Genomic DNA, 15,251 nt, shown 5'->3' on the forward strand with positions numbered 1-15,251 from the left:
GCTGTTAGTAATTGTTACAGGGTGAACAGCCACATGATTCGGATGTTCCACTTGGCGAAGCGTATGACCTTTATGATCAAATTGATCGCTCGTTACGGCCTGTTTTTCTTATTATCAGTGTTAACAGGAATTTGTGAAGGAAAACTTGAAAATCAAAATATTAAACCATTAAAATCTTAGGGTAGCTGAGTAGATTGTCCTTGTTTGTCCCTTATTTTCCAATTGGAGGCTAATTATTACCAATTGGTTCTGTAGCTCTTATAGAAGAAATTAATCAACCTCTTATGATTTATGGAAGAAAGCAACAACAAGCTGATAATAAATTATGCGATTATGTTTCTTGTCCATATCCTCATGGTAATTTATCAAAAGAATATAATGTGTTTTTTAATCATAATCAAATAATTCATTTATTATTTAAGGGTTTCGAAACAGAGGATGAATTAGAATTAAGAAGTAAATTATCTGAGTTTTAGTGGAAATGGAGAAAATATAATATGGTTTTAGGAATTTCATATTCTGATATTTTTCGTATCATAATTATTGTTTTGGTTTTTTTCATTTTTTGGAGATTGAATACTTGGTATAATAAAAAATATAATGTTCCTAAGGTTTTTCAATGGTTTCCTAGAAGATGGGGAAAAAGAAAAGTTTCAGAGCATTTGTCTCAACTAGATAAAAAGTTAGAAGCTGAAGGTAAAGGTATCTGGGTTACAATCTATGCTATAGATTTGTACATTGTAACTATTCCTTGTACAGTAAAAAAATATAAATCTTAATACATATATGTTTATAAAAAAAGACCTTTTATTTTAAAATAAAAGGTCTTTTTTATGATGATTGAAATAGTAATTTTAAGTGAATTAAATTTGAAATGTATCAAGAATATTATCTTTTTCTTCTTTATTAATTCCAATATATTTCAGGGGGATGTGTGGTGTGCTATGGTTAAGAATTTCTTGTAACATAGCAACATCTTTTGTTTGTTTATAGAACCAATAGCCGAAGGTTTTTCGCATGGTGTGAGTACCAATGGATTCTACATTGGCAAAATCTCCGGCTTTTTGCAATTATCGATAATACGTGTTTTTTCGTCATACAAAAACCCCTACATATAAGTAGAGGTTTTTAAATTATATCTTAATGAATTATGCTTTTTTAGATAAAGCAAATCGAGTTCAGGTAAACGAAGAACATAGAATACATAATTTTAACTAGATTTATTATTAACTAAACTATCCCCACCACCAAGCTCCGCCTCAATCTGCGAAGTCTTCGATGACTCATCCATACGCCAATACGTAATAAAGCTGATTGCAATACATCCAGCTACGTAGAAGTAGAATAGTGATTCCATTCCGATACTCTTTAGCCATAATGCGATGAACTCAGCTGTTCCACCGAATATCGCAACTGTTAGTGCATATGGTAAACCTACGCCAAGTGCGCGAATTTCAGTTGGGAAGAGTTCGGCTTTTACAATTGCGTTAATTGATGTGTAACCAGTAACGATAATGAGGCCGACCATCATGAGTAAAAATGCTACGATTGGTTCTGTCGTTTTTTCCATGAAGAAGAAGATCGGTGCTGTTAGTAACGTTCCGAGAATACCGAAAGCCATTAATAGTGGACGGCGTCCGATTTTATCGGATAGTAGTCCTGCAATCGGTTGAAGTACGACGAATATAAGTAGTGCGACAAAGTTAATCCAGCTTACAACTTCTTTCGGAAGGCCGACTGTGTTTACCATGAACTTTTGTAAATATGTTGTGTACGTATAAAATGCGACAGTGCCGCCTAATGTTAGGCCGACTACTGTTAATACAGCTTTCGGATGTTTCATAAGAGCGCTAATGGTTCCTGCGCTTTCGCGTTTTTGTGATTTTATGTTTGAGAATTGCTCCGACTCATCCATCGTGCGGCGAAGCCATAATACAGCTACTGCGCCCATTGCTCCAATAATGAACGGAATACGCCATCCCCAAGCTTTCATATCTGGTTCGCTTAGTAATTGTTGAAGAACAATTTGAACGCCTAACGCAACCATTTGTCCAGCAACGAGCGTTACATATTGAAAACTTGAATAAAAACCACGGCGGCCACTACTAGCCATTTCAGATAAATATGTTGCGGAAGTCCCATACTCTCCGCCAAGTGATAATCCTTGTAATAAACGGGCAAGAACTAAGATGATCGGCGCCATAATCCCAATGCTTTCGTAACTAGGTGTACAGGCGATAATTAAAGAACCACCGGCCATAACCGTAATGGAAAGAGTTAATGCTGCCCGGCGTCCGTGCCGATCTGCATATCGTCCCATTAGCAAACTGCCGATAGGGCGCATTAAAAATCCAACTGCGAAAATAGCTGCTGTGTTCAGTAATTGACTCGTTGGATCACCTTTAGGAAAGAACTCTGCTGAAAAATAAACAGCAAAAGCAGAGTAAACGTACCAGTCGTACCATTCAATTAAATTGCCGACAGAACCTTTAAAGATATTGCCGGCGACTCGGTTAGATTTTGCTTGAGCCATACTAATTCCTCCTCTTGCTTAGTAATAAAAGGTATATATGAAAGCGTGTTCATTGTATTTGAATTGTACTGTTCTTTATTTTAAATCTCAATATTATGACAATTTTATTCTTTTTGTACTTTATGTACATGGATATTTTTAATAGTTGCTTCATTTTCAGTTTTGTCATAATAATAGAAAAAGGAGATTGATAGTTTTGAATATTTTATCAAAGGATATGAAATATGAAGAAATCACGCAAAGTATCATTGCAAACGAAAATAGTAAGCTTAATTATTACGTTAATTTTATTTGTCGTTCTCCTATTAGCAGGAATATTTGTTTACATTCAGTCCGTTGATACGAAACGTCAAGTGGAACAGCTAGCACTGCAAACGGCTAAATCTCTTTCTTTTATGCCAGCTATAAAAGATGCTTTTCAATATAACGAACATAAAAGTAGCATTCAATCCATTGCGGAACAAGTTCGTGAGCAAGCTGGTGCAGATACTGTCATTATAGAAGATCGCTTTGGGGTGACGTATTCCCATTCTAATTCGGAGTTAATTGGCACAAAGAGTAACAATCCATATAACTATGAAGCACTCACTTTTGGTGGTTATTATACGCTCGAAGGAAATGGTACAAGCGGTCCAGCTTTAATGGCGAAAGCACCCATTATTGTTCATAACGAAGACTACGATCAAGTAGTAGGCGTTGTAACAGTAGAGTTTTCAATAAAAGGTATCGAATATAACATATTAAGCAGAACGAAAGAAATTATCCTCTTTTCCTTAGGTGTATTACTAGCTGGAATCATTGGTGGCATTCTTTTAGCACGTAGTATTCGTAAAGATACACTCGGTTTAGAGCCGAATGAAATCGCAGCGCTATACCGGGAACGAAGTGCAATACTACTATCTATAAAAGAAGGAATTATCGCCATTGATCAAAATGGCCTTATCACGATGATGAACACCTCGGCAGAAGAAATGCTGCATGTACATGATGATTATATGCAGCGGCACATTTCAAAAGTTTTACCAGAATTTCATATGGAGAGAGTACTAGAAAACGATCAAGAAATCGCGTTTCAAGATAAAGTGTTTATTTTAAATAGGACACCAATACTCGAAAATAACAGTACGGTAGGCGTTGTATGTAGTTTTAGAGATAAAACAGAACTGCAAAACTTAGTGAACACAATATCTGAGGTAAGAAAGTATTCAGAGGACTTACGTGCTCAAACGCATGAATTTACAAATAAACTTTTTGTTTTATCAGGATTACTTCAGTTAGGGCATTACAAAGAAGCGATTGAATTTATCCAGCAAGAATCTAACATTCATCAAAGCCAAAACCACATTTTATTCCATCAAATTCACGATGCGAAAGTACAAGCTATTTTATTAGGAAAAATCGGAACAGCGTCTGAGAAGAAAATTGATTTTCATATTGAAGGAGATAGTGCGCTTCATCCGTTACCAGACCATATAAAAGTTTCGCACCTTATTACAATCCTTGGAAACATAATCGACAATGCATTTGATGCGGTGAGTGAACGAGAGGAGAAGAATGTTTCTTTCTTTGTTACGGATATTGGGCATGACATTGTGTTTGAAGTGATAGATAGCGGGATAGGGATACCAGAAGAAAAAATAACGACCATTTTTCAAAAAGGTTTTTCAACGAAAGGAAATGATCGTGGTTACGGACTAGCAAACGTGAAAGAAAAGGTAGATCTACTAGGGGGAACAATTGAAATTCAAAACGAGAAAAATGGGGGAGCTATTTTTACAATTTACCTTCCGAAAACATTGAGAGAAAGTACATGACAAACAGGGGGATGGGCATATGTTGAAGGTTGCAATTGCAGAAGATGATTTCCGCGTCGCGCAAATTCAAGAGGAGTTTTTATCGAAAATAAAAGACGTAAAAGTGATTGGAAAAGCATTGAACGCAAAAGAAACGATGGAACTACTACAAAGGGAAGAAATCGATTTACTTCTATTAGATAATTACTTACCAGACGGAATCGGAACAGACTTATTACCGAAAATTCATGCTGACTTTCCAAACGTTGACGTCATTATGGTTACTGCGGCAAATGAAAACCATATGCTAGAAAAAGCAATTCGAAATGGTGTAAGTAACTACCTTATAAAACCGGTCACGTTAGAAAAATTCGTTCGCACAATTGAAGACTATAAAAGAAAGAAACAATTATTACATAGTAACAATGAAGTGAATCAAGCACTCATCGATAACTTCTTCGGTACTTCGCAAACACAAGATATAAAAAACTTACCGACAGGCGTTGATCCGTTAACACTGCAAAAAGTAAAGGGGATTATAAAAGGATTCGAAGAGGGCATTACAATAGAAGAAATGGGAGAACAAATGGGAGCCTCCAGAACAACCGCAAGAAGATACTTAGAATACTTAGTAGCGACCGGCGAATGCACAGTAGAATACACATACGGCATTATCGGACGACCAGAACGAAAGTACCGAATAGGACGAGGACTATGAAAAAACGATTATTACTATGTATATGGATCATGACAGGAGTAATAGCTGGTTGTTCCTCGGAAAAATCCCATACGAATAAAGTGAACATAGACAAAGTAGAAATCGTTGCGCCAAACGTTCAAGGAGCAGGGTGGGACTTAACAGCGCGAGCGATGCAAAAAACGCTCACAGAAGAAAAAATCTTCACAAAACCAATCACAGTCACAAACAAAGTAGGTGGCAGCGGTGATGTCGGATGGAAATATATGAAACAAAAAGGCGGTCACGTACTGGCGATTAACTCAAGCTTACTCATAACGAACAACCTACTCGGCCACAGTAAACTAACATATAAAGACTTCACACCGCTCGCAACACTTGCATCAGATTGGGAAGTTGTTGTCGTATCAAAAGACTCAAACATAGAAAACGCAAAGCAACTAATGGAACAACTAAAACAAAACAAGAAAAACTTCAAAATCGGCGTTGCCCCAGGCCTAGGAAACGACGATCACCTATCATTCGTACAAGTAAGCAAAGCATTCGGCATAAACCCTGCCGAACTACAATTCTTCGTCTACGAAAACAAAGAAAAAATCATAAACGCCCTAACGAACAAACAAATCAGCGCCGCAACCATGACCCTATCCGAAGCCGAAAAACAATACAAAGCCGGCAAAATAAAAATACTAGCCGTATCCGCACCAAAACGACTAGACCGACTACCAGAAATCCCAACATGGAAAGAACAAGGAATCGACGTCATCTTCCAGCACTGGAAAGGAATTATGGGCTCGAAAGATATGACAGAGGAAGAGGTTGCTTATTGGGATAGTGTTATTAAGAGGATGGTGGAGAGTGATAGTTGGAAGGGGATTTTGAGGGAGCGGGGTTGGGAGAGATTCTATAAGGATAGTGGGGAGAGTAGGGGGTTTTTGGAGGAGAGTGATGAGTGGTATGGAGAGATGGTTGGTGGAGATAGAGGAGATAAGTAATTTTAGTGTTTTGTACTTATAAAATATCGATATCACTCTTGATATATACATTTATATAAAAATTTCCTTTTATAAAAATAATACGTTATTATAATTTTATAAGTTAAGATAGAAAGGGAAATAAAATGGATGTTAATAATATAGAGTTACCAGAATCACTAAAAGAAGTACTTTGGGACGGGTGGATACTCCTTGGTGTCATATTTATTATATGTACTCTGCTTGTAATTATTAGATCTTATATACCAGATGATATTCTACCTATAATTAAAGGTGCTATAGCATTAGTTATTTTAGGTGGGATATTTTATTTAGGTCATTAAAGTAATTATTATAGTTTATGAGTAAAAAGGAGTTAAGATGGCTAAGCGAAAGAAAAAGCAAGATGAATCAATATTGGGATCTTTACTAGTTATTACGTTTTTCGGGGTGTTGTGGAAACCGGAATTTTTAGTGCCGATAGTAATGGTATCGGCAGCAATTATATTATTATATATGTATGTGAATGTAAAAAAGCTAAGAGAACTTCGGCAATCAGGAATTTATGATATTGATAAAATGAGCGGACACCAGTTTGAAAAATATTTAGGAAGTCTATTTCCGGATTTGGGTTATAAAACAGAGATTACTAAAGCATCTAACGATTTTGGTGCAGATTTAATTTTGAGAAAAAATGATAAAAGAATCATTGTACAGGCAAAACGCTATAAGAATAACGTTGGAATTAAATCTGTTCAGGAGATTGTTGGTGCAAAAGAATTTTATAAAGCTGATGAAACATGGGTTGTTACAAATAGTGAATTTACAGCTGCAGCATACAAACTCGCTAAAGTGAATCGAGTTGTATTAATTAATAGAGAGAAACTTATTAAGTTAATTAGTCAGGGCAAACGAGAAAATAGAAATTAGTGATACAAAAGGTCAGGTATAGACTTATGGAAAAGGCACTATGAAAAGTGTCTTTTTGTTTTGCGTGCCCAGCTAAGCTGGGCACTGCTTGCTGGTGAAAGTCCAGCCCCAAGTCGCCTAGTAGCTGACAGGCAACTGGTGGAGAAATCCTAAGGTTGAAGCCCTGTGACAAAGTAACTTCTATTTAGAAGTGCGAGCGAATCAGCAGACCGTAACATAAAGTGAACCTTGCCGCCTCGTTAAAAGATACCTAGCAATAGGATAAAGGGAAGTTGAGCCTGGTGAATATAGGCGAAAACCATGGAAGATATGAAGAACTTGGAAATACAGCATCGAAGAATCCGTGACCGAAGAGTGTTAAAACTCATTAGAAAATGGCTGGAAGCGTGAATCATGGAACATGCGCAATTTCATGCAACGACAGTAGGTACACCACAAGGTGGCGTGATATCTCCGTTACTTTCTAATATATATTTAAACTATATGGACACCATGTGGGAAAAGAAGTGTAAACACTTGGGGGAACTGATTCGATATGCCGATGACTTTGTCATCGTATGTCAAACAAAACAATAAGCACTAGAAAGTATTCGGATACTACAATCCATTATGAATAAGTTAGAACTTACAATCCATACAGAAAAGTCAAAGCTAGTGAATACGTGGGATGGCAACGAGGGATTTGATTTTCTAGGATTTCACCATCGAAAATACCCTAAACCTGTGAAAGGCGGGAAGAAAGTGTATGTGATGGCGCATATTCCGAGCCAGAAAGCCATGAAGAAAATGCGAGAACGCATTAAAAGATACACAGAGCCGAGGAACAAACCGTATTTACAATTAGAAGAGATGGTAAAAGGTTTAAATAGAATTCTACAAGGGTTCACGAACTATTATAGTGTATCTTCAATTGGACAGAGGTGGCTATGCAAAATAGATTGGTATGTCCTAGAACGGTTGAACCTTTTCTGGAATAAGAAAAGAAATATTTGAAAGAAACATGGCTGTATCAAGGAATTGATAAAGAAAACAACATACATACTCGTGAAAGTAGGAAGCTAGAACAAACTGAAAGATAAAGAAGGAAGAACATCAGAAATCCGTATGAGGGAAAACTTCACGTACGGTTTGATGAGGGGAAGCTGAAACAGAAAAGAGATGGCGAAGCCATCCCTAAAGAAATTTAATCTGTTTCAGTTTTCTACTCTACGACAAAAGGCACTGCTATTTATGAATTAAATACAATAGTATTACAGGACTTAAGATGATATTTTAGTTAGAATAATTTCTTTATAGGGAATGATTGGGTTTTTGGTTTGATTGAATTTTATGTTATTTCTGGCTGTTTATTTGTTTTGAACTTAAGATATTCAAATTTTTTAAATAAGGATTTCTCATACATAAACGCTTATTCTCTAGTTTGTAGCGTCTAGTAAAATTTCAATAAAAGTTTGTCCTTTAGTAATAGCCGCCTATGTATAGAGTTTTTTCTCTGATCGTTAGAGCATATACTCTACCTTCGATGATTTGTTTTGTAAGAAGGTACTATATAGCATATTTTGTTTTGGTTAGTATTTTTATATACGGAATTGATTAAGTCAGTTTTGAATGTAAATTTAGTTGGTGAGATTAGGATGTATTCTTTTTTATTGTACAGTATAATTGATTTTTTTAGGGAATAATATTAGGTATAAGTGTTTTAATATGTAAAGTTTCTATTCTAACTGTTTTGATAATTAAGACCTCTGCTCTTTTAATTTATTCGATGAAGGATTAAATAAGCTAACAACGCGCAAAAAATTATGTCTAAAGATAAAGAATGAGTGAGAAACGATCGCCAGTTAAGTTAACTTGAAATAAGTATAAAAAATGGTATAATAATTGCGTATTCCTCTATCACTTATTCGGGTGAAAACTTGTATTAATGGGTAGGGTTTTATTTATATATAAAATTAGAACAGATGTTCTTGATTGAGGTAATGAATAAATGAATTTAATTAAAGAAATAGAAAATGTGATTAATGTTTCATTTGAAAAACAAAATTATATTGATATAGAAGCTAATAGCAGGGTGTTTAATCGTATAGGATATACTATTGAAAGTTATAATATTAATAATGATGAATTTAATTCGAAGGTGTCAACTTTATCAAAAACATTTTGCTATCCTGAGAACCCAAATTGTTGTAGTTGTCCTATCCAAATGTTTTGTAGAAATGGTAGAGAATTAAAGAAAGAAACAATGGATAAAAAAATTCCTTTTATCGATTTGTTTTGTGGAGCAGGTGGATTATCAGTGGGGCTAGAACAATATAATTTTGAGCCGATTTTTGCTTTGGATTTTGATTTATCTGCATCTAAATCGTATCTCTTTAACAGACCATTTTTGAGTGAAAGTTCTTTTTACAATGGGGATATTAAAGAGTTCCTATTGCATAATGACTTGCCTAAAGCTCCTGTAATAGTAGGAGGACCGCCATGTCAGGGGTTTAGTAATGCTAACAGACAGAGACTATCAGATGATCCCAGAAATATTCTTTATAAAGACTTTATTCAGTGTGTACAAAAATCTGAAGCGAATTTGTGTGTTATAGAGAATGTACCTGGTATGTTGAAGGTTGAAAATCAAGTTATTCAAGATTTTGCTGATATTGGATTTATGATTAAGCCGTTTCCGTTTAATACAAAAGACTTTGGATATCCTCAGAATAGGAATAGAGTTTTTTGGTTAGGAATAAAAACAACAAATATAATTTTATTTAATCAAATCTGTAATTTGTTTGAGTCTGTTTTATATGAAAGAATGTATAGTTCGGATTTTAATCTTGAAGATGCGATTTGTGATTTGCCTCCTTTAGAAGCAAAAACGCTTAAGAACTCAACTAATATTGAGAATGAAAAATGGGGCTATACCATTGCAGAACAAAGAATTTTTGATTCAAGTTATTCAAATTTATTAAATAATGGTAGGTTAGAATCTTTTCTTTTTAACCACAGAACCAAGTATAACAATGATCGAGATATTGAAATTTATAGAAGGTTGTTGCCAGGAGAAAAGTCAGATGCAAAATCTATTCAAGATATAATGCCTTATAAGAGTCGAAATGAAATTTTTAAAGATAAATTTTATAAATTAGAACCTCAAAAACCTTCCAAAACAATTACTGCTCATATGTATTATGATTGTCATATGTATATACATCCTTATCAGGCAAGAGGATTAACTCCAAGGGAGGCTGCTAGAATACAGGGGTTTCCTGATAATTATTATTTTTTAGGAAGACCTAATGAGTGGTATAGGCAGGTTGGAAATGCGGTTAGCCCATTAGCTTCTAGGCATATAGGGAAAGCGCTAGAAAGAATACTGACTGAATACGAGGATGAAATTTTATGATATTGAAATATTTGGATTTATTTGCAGGTATTGGAGGGTTTAGGCAAGCGTTAATCAATTCAAGCCTAAAGAATGTTAAGTTTGAACCAATTGGTTATTGTGAAATTGAAAAGAAATGTCAATTAGTATATAATGAAATATTTGGAACTGACGGGGAAGTAATAGTAGATGATGTAAAAAAGATATTTTCTCCTGATATGGTTAATGTAGATGGAAGTAAAAAACTACCAGAATTTGACCTCCTTTTAGGAGGATTTCCTTGTCAGCCGTTCTCAAATGTTGGCTATCGAAAAGGATTAGAGGATCCTAGGGGAGAGTTGTTTTTTGAGATAGTTAGAATTCTTAGACATTATAAACCTAGTTTTTTTATTTTAGAAAATGTCTCAAAGATCTCGAGTGTGAGCTCTGGAGACGCACTGAAGACTATAATTAGCGAACTTGAGGAGGCAGGTTATAATGTCCATCTTTGGGATTTGTATGCTGATCATTATGGTTTACCACAAAAAAGGAGAAGATTGTTCTTCTGTGGTGTTTTAAGAGAATATTCGATTGGTAATGAATTGTTATTAGAACCGCAACCTATCCCTAGAGAAGAGTGGAAATATCCAACGACTTGGCATTTATTAGAGAAAGAAATGAATCCACGGCACTTAATCCCTACTAAAACTAGGGAAACTGTTTTAAGACCAAATCCAAAATGGATGGGGAATTTGCAGATAGATCGTCCAATTGCACGGCCAATTACCGCTTCAATGTCTAAATGGCATAGAGCTAATCAAGACAATTATTTTAGTGCAACATATGTGAGCCCAAATAATCCTAATCCATATATAAGTCCTATAGTTGATATGGAGAAAGAACCTATAAGAAGAATTACGCCATTAGAAGGATTTAGAATTCAAGGTTTTCCTGATATTTATGCTGAAATATGTGAAGTTCATAAAATCTCCTTCTCTGCAACATATAAAATGATAGGCAATGCAGTACCTGTTAATCTAGCTACTAGTGTAATTGATCATTTTCTCGCAAATTATTTAAAGTAAGGTTGAAATGCTTTTAGCGTTTCGCCTTTTTTTATTATATACTTTATTTAAGGATATATTTACCTATTAAGAAAAGGATGAAATAAGATGAGTAATACATATGGACAAGAAATAAAAAATTTTATGCAAAACGATAGTGAAGCTAATAACAAGATCTCAGATATGCCTAAAGAGGTAAATGTATATGAGAATACAAGAAGCTTAGAATCTAGTAAGAATATTGAATTGAATTTTAATTTAGTAATTAATATTTTAAGAAAAGAATTGGATTACGTAGTAGATGGTAGTTTTAATTGGAATAATGTGGTTGGTTTGCTAGTGGTACCACTAAGTGAGACGGATAGTAAAAATAAAGTAAGAGGAGCAAGTCATTCAACCAATATCCAATTAACTGATTCGATTCTTACAAAACCAGGACGGAGTAAGACAGAAGATTTTTTTCCAAGTCTAATTGTAAATGAAACTTTTTCTAAGTGGAGATTAGCAGTTAATGCGAGAATGAGTAAAAAAAATATTGCAAAATTAAAAGGTATCGATGTGGAAAACGGTTGGATAAATGACAAGATTGAAATTAAAAGGAGAACTAATCTCAATGGAGGACAGAATCCTGTAATACACATATGCTATTTGGATAATTTGGACCCAATACGGGCTGAATTATGGCCAAATGATTATTTAATTTTGGTTAAACAAAAAAACAAAACAACATATGAAGCGTTTGGATTGAAGTCTGATATTGTATTAGTAAATAATAAAACACTTTATATTGCTGAGAATAGTAAAAATGATCAGACCACGTTTATGTTAAATGAATTATTAGCGGAGCCTCGCATCTTTATAAGAATCTTTGACAAAATACTTAATCAAAAAGAGTTAATTTTTAATATAAATGAAAATGATCCACAATATGAAGTCGCAGATGAGATTTGGGTGCTGGATGAGATTAGTAAGCAGGTGACTCATAGATTAGAGGTTGAAAATGTAGATAATGAAGCAAGGATAGTTAACTTTAAGATTAAAAATGAATTAGAGTATCCTGTTTCATTAGAAAAGTTAAAAGAGTATGGCTTATCTAATGAATTAGAAAGAAGTATATTAGAATTGATTGATAATTTAGATGCTAGTTCATAAGAAGTTTAGAAATAAAAAAATGGATTACTAGATAATTTATTTGTTCTTTGGGTATAAATAAGTTTTATTATTATAAAATAAAGGAGTTTATTATGGCATTTATTTTGGAAAAAAAGATAAGGGATTCGATATTAAGAGACATTGGATATCCTGTTATACCGATTCCTAAAGAAAAAAACATTCCTCATAACTTAATAGTATATGGGGCTCCTGGTACAGGTAAAAGTAATTATTTAGAGGGTTATATAAAAGATTATTTCTCGGAGGATTCTTTGCATACAAGAATAACTTTTCATCCGGCATATTCTTATGGTAATTTTGTTGGTAGTTACAAGCCAGTACCATTGTATAAGGAAAACAATTCAGATACCATTTATTCACAAAATTTTACTACTAAATTTGGATATGAGCCCTTAATAGATTATCAGTTTGTTCCTGGTCCTTTTATAGAAATGCTTTGTAGAGCTATTGAAAACCCTAAATCAAACTTTGTACTTTTAATTGAAGAGATTAATCGTGCTAATGTTGCGTCTGTTTTTGGGGATGTTTTCCAACTTTTAGACCGAGAAAAAGGAGAGAGCAAATACTCAGTAACATTTAATGCAGACGTGATGAATTATTTAAAGAGCAGAAATGGAATTATAAAAAATTTAAATACTGGAAATAAGGTAAGAATTCCTGCTAATTTGTATATCTGGGCAACAATGAATAGTAGTGATCAGGGAGTATTACCCCTAGATGCCGCTTTTAAAAGAAGATGGTCCTTTAAATATATGGCTTTAAATGAAAATGAAAATATTATTGATTCTTGGAAAATATACTTTAAATTTCATGAGAATCCTATTAGTTGGAATAAATTAAGGAAGAAAATAAATGAAAGGCTTAAAGAATATGTGTCTGAAGATAAGTTATTAGGTCCTTTTTTTCTTAAAGAAAATGAATTACCTAGTAGTTCAGCAAGTCAGGATGAGCATGATATTTTTATTAATAAATTATTATTGTATCTTAAAGAAGATGTGCTAAGACATAGTACTTCAGATGAAATTTTTATTGATAATTTATTATCTGATGTAGTACAAAAGTATCAAGATGGGAAAGAAAATATATTTAAATTTGTATTAGATGATCTTGAGTTTGAGGTTGTTGATTAAAGCAAAACATCGAGCAGGAGAGAAAAAGAGAAATTTGACTTAAGTGAAAAAGGGGATTGGGAAAAATATACATGAATTTAACAGAATCCGTGATTTATTTTTATGAAGCTGAAAGTTTCCGTATAGCGGAAATTATTGATAAGATAGGTGAAGAATTTTTTAATGAATTGATAAAGAAGAGAGTATGTGTTCATATAAAAAACGGGAAGGAAATAACATTTAAATTTGTAGGAGTTGCTTTTTATAGGGAAAATGTAATCTTTGTACTGCCTAAATACGCTCTAAAACAAAAAAATAACAGGGGAAATTTGATGGCGGATATCTTAAGACTTCTTAGGTTATATACAAAAAAGCATACAAAGAATAAGGAAGAAGAATTTCTTATTTCTAATATAGACAATGAAGAAGTAAGTGATTTTATAATTGCAGACTACATTTTAACTAACTTCGCAAGATATGGATACTATGAAAAGAGTGAAGAGGTTTCAATGGAAAATGGCGAAGGACAAATTGAATGGAGCAGAACTCTAAATGAAATTACTCCTCATTTTTTGAAAAATCGCCCGTATTACCTAAACACATATAATTTGATAACAGTTACTGAAAGAAATAATATAATCCGAGAGATTCATAAATGGGCTGTAGATTTTTGTTTTGAAATGTTTGGAACTATTTTAGGATATAATAATATAAAAATTGAACGCTCTTTGCTTAATATAAATAAATTGGGTAATGTAGAATATTTTAAAAAAATTATCTATAGGGAAATAAATGAAACCTATGTTGATAGCAACATACAATTGCTTAAAAGTTTGATAACCTTATTAACTAGGAAATCTAATTTTTCTAAGTCTAACCTTTTAACTTTATATGGTACGCGATCATTTGCAATGGTATGGGAAGACGTATGTAGCTATATTTTTAATAATGAGAAGGATAACTATGTTAATGAGATTGAAAAACCTAGGTGGACCAATATTATTGGAACGAATGTATCTGAAGAAAAAGAAACTTTTAGGCCTGATATAATAAAAACATTTTCGTCAATTGATCAGGAATATTTTTTAATTTTAGATGCCAAATATTATTTGATAGAATTTTTAGATGGTAATTTAGTAAATAATCCAGATGTTAATGACGTTGCAAAACAATTACTTTATGAAAAGGCATTCCATTATAAAAAGGAGAAAATATTTCGGAGTATATTTTTATTCCCAAAGAGTGAGCAAGACGAATTATTTAAACCTTTTGGATTTGTAAATTTGAATTTTATAGGGGCGAATCCGATAATTCTTATTTATGTTTCAATTGAAAAGATATTCAAGTTATATATTAATAGAAACTCGCTCTCTATTAATGACATGGACTTGTTTGTTCGACAGGTCAATCAACATCTAAACTCATACCCTAATCTTAAATGAAAAATAAGATTAGGTTTTTTTATATGTTTGAAAATTCTAAATAGTATTGTTAGAAATACAAGAAATGTTATTTTGAGTGAATTTAAGGGTGTTAGAAAAGATAGTGTTACTGTTAAGGGAAAACCAGTAGCCATATTGATTTATAACTCAATATGAGTGGTGAATTTAGTACACCAGTAATGTT

Annotated in this window: 16 protein-coding genes and 1 pseudogene; 15 read left to right on the top strand and 2 right to left on the bottom strand. The window is 33.3% G+C overall.

The genetic code is table 11. From position 1 onward, the window contains the following. Positions 1 to 33: 33 nt before the first annotated feature. The 3 genes from BCG9842_RS31180 to BCG9842_RS04580 all read left to right on the top strand — a co-directional run bounded on the left by BCG9842_RS31180 (position 34) and on the right by BCG9842_RS04580 (position 779). On the top strand, positions 34 to 180 hold the full coding sequence (locus BCG9842_RS31180) for a hypothetical protein (RefSeq protein WP_000620647.1): 147 nt from the start codon (positions 34 to 36) through the stop codon (positions 178 to 180). A 104-nt stretch (positions 181 to 284) separates the two neighbouring features. Next, positions 285 to 476, top strand: a complete 192-nt coding sequence (locus BCG9842_RS04575; protein ID WP_000639126.1) for a DUF4176 domain-containing protein — start codon at positions 285 to 287, stop codon at positions 474 to 476. A 21-nt stretch (positions 477 to 497) separates the two neighbouring features. Continuing rightward, positions 498 to 779: a hypothetical protein gene (locus tag BCG9842_RS04580; protein ID WP_000242739.1), complete on the top strand. Its 282-nt coding sequence runs from the start codon at positions 498 to 500 to the stop codon at positions 777 to 779. An 84-nt stretch (positions 780 to 863) separates the two neighbouring features. On the opposite strand, the pseudogene BCG9842_RS04585 reads toward BCG9842_RS04580, so the two are convergent. Together BCG9842_RS04585 and BCG9842_RS04590 are read right to left on the bottom strand one after the other, a co-directional pair. Then, positions 864 to 1,070: pseudogene (locus tag BCG9842_RS04585) on the bottom strand (tyrosine-type recombinase/integrase); the annotation flags it as partial. 140 nt (positions 1,071 to 1,210) lie between these two features. Continuing rightward, positions 1,211 to 2,533, bottom strand: coding sequence for an MFS transporter (locus tag BCG9842_RS04590; RefSeq protein ID WP_000035834.1), 1,323 nt, complete (start codon positions 2,531 to 2,533; stop codon positions 1,211 to 1,213). Positions 2,534 to 2,757: 224 nt separating this feature from the next. On the opposite strand from BCG9842_RS04590, the gene BCG9842_RS04595 reads away from it, so the two are divergent. The 12 genes from BCG9842_RS04595 (at position 2,758) to BCG9842_RS04645 (ending at position 15,067) form a co-directional block, all read left to right on the top strand. Beyond that, positions 2,758 to 4,347: an ATP-binding protein gene (locus BCG9842_RS04595; RefSeq protein ID WP_000749664.1), complete on the top strand. Its 1,590-nt coding sequence runs from the start codon at positions 2,758 to 2,760 to the stop codon at positions 4,345 to 4,347. Between the two features lie 19 nt (positions 4,348 to 4,366). Next, positions 4,367 to 5,044 (top strand): response regulator, encoded by a 678-nt coding sequence (locus BCG9842_RS04600; protein WP_000921553.1) that lies wholly within the window; start codon positions 4,367 to 4,369, stop codon positions 5,042 to 5,044. Beyond that, positions 5,041 to 6,018, top strand: coding sequence for a tripartite tricarboxylate transporter substrate binding protein (locus BCG9842_RS04605; RefSeq protein ID WP_000746630.1), 978 nt, complete (start codon positions 5,041 to 5,043; stop codon positions 6,016 to 6,018). Before BCG9842_RS04600 ends, BCG9842_RS04605 begins: the two co-directional genes overlap by 4 nt. A 125-nt stretch (positions 6,019 to 6,143) precedes the next feature. Then, positions 6,144 to 6,341, top strand: a complete 198-nt coding sequence (locus BCG9842_RS31185) for a hypothetical protein (protein ID WP_000383007.1) — start codon at positions 6,144 to 6,146, stop codon at positions 6,339 to 6,341. Between the two features lie 37 nt (positions 6,342 to 6,378). After that, positions 6,379 to 6,927 (top strand): restriction endonuclease, encoded by a 549-nt coding sequence (locus BCG9842_RS04615; RefSeq protein ID WP_001129143.1) that lies wholly within the window; start codon positions 6,379 to 6,381, stop codon positions 6,925 to 6,927. A gap of 393 nt (positions 6,928 to 7,320) precedes the next feature. After that, positions 7,321 to 7,503, top strand: coding sequence for a reverse transcriptase domain-containing protein (locus tag BCG9842_RS31535; protein WP_000399448.1), 183 nt, complete (start codon positions 7,321 to 7,323; stop codon positions 7,501 to 7,503). 33 nt (positions 7,504 to 7,536) lie between these two features. Then, a complete protein-coding gene (locus BCG9842_RS31540; RefSeq protein WP_001037135.1) occupies positions 7,537 to 7,920 on the top strand; it encodes a group II intron maturase-specific domain-containing protein in 384 nt (127 codons plus the stop codon). A gap of 994 nt (positions 7,921 to 8,914) precedes the next feature. Beyond that, positions 8,915 to 10,321, top strand: coding sequence for a DNA cytosine methyltransferase (locus BCG9842_RS04625; protein ID WP_001048932.1), 1,407 nt, complete (start codon positions 8,915 to 8,917; stop codon positions 10,319 to 10,321). After that, positions 10,318 to 11,364, top strand: coding sequence for a DNA cytosine methyltransferase (locus tag BCG9842_RS04630; RefSeq protein WP_000601658.1), 1,047 nt, complete (start codon positions 10,318 to 10,320; stop codon positions 11,362 to 11,364). Before BCG9842_RS04625 ends, BCG9842_RS04630 begins: the two co-directional genes overlap by 4 nt. Before the next feature lie 87 nt (positions 11,365 to 11,451). Next, complete coding sequence (locus tag BCG9842_RS04635; RefSeq protein WP_000072836.1) at positions 11,452 to 12,495, top strand: hypothetical protein; 1,044 nt, start codon at positions 11,452 to 11,454, stop codon at positions 12,493 to 12,495. A gap of 92 nt (positions 12,496 to 12,587) precedes the next feature. Beyond that, positions 12,588 to 13,646 carry an AAA family ATPase gene (locus BCG9842_RS04640; RefSeq protein ID WP_012614753.1) on the top strand — a complete coding sequence of 353 codons (1,059 nt, stop codon included), beginning with the start codon at positions 12,588 to 12,590 and terminating at the stop codon, positions 13,644 to 13,646. A gap of 71 nt (positions 13,647 to 13,717) precedes the next feature. Further along, complete coding sequence (locus tag BCG9842_RS04645; RefSeq protein ID WP_001054533.1) at positions 13,718 to 15,067, top strand: LlaJI family restriction endonuclease; 1,350 nt, start codon at positions 13,718 to 13,720, stop codon at positions 15,065 to 15,067. The last annotated feature ends 184 nt before the right edge of the window (positions 15,068 to 15,251 follow it).

Origin of the sequence: Bacillus cereus G9842, assembly GCF_000021305.1 — a bacterium.
In the GTDB taxonomy this organism is placed as follows: Bacteria; Bacillota; Bacilli; order Bacillales; family Bacillaceae_G; genus Bacillus_A; species Bacillus_A thuringiensis_S.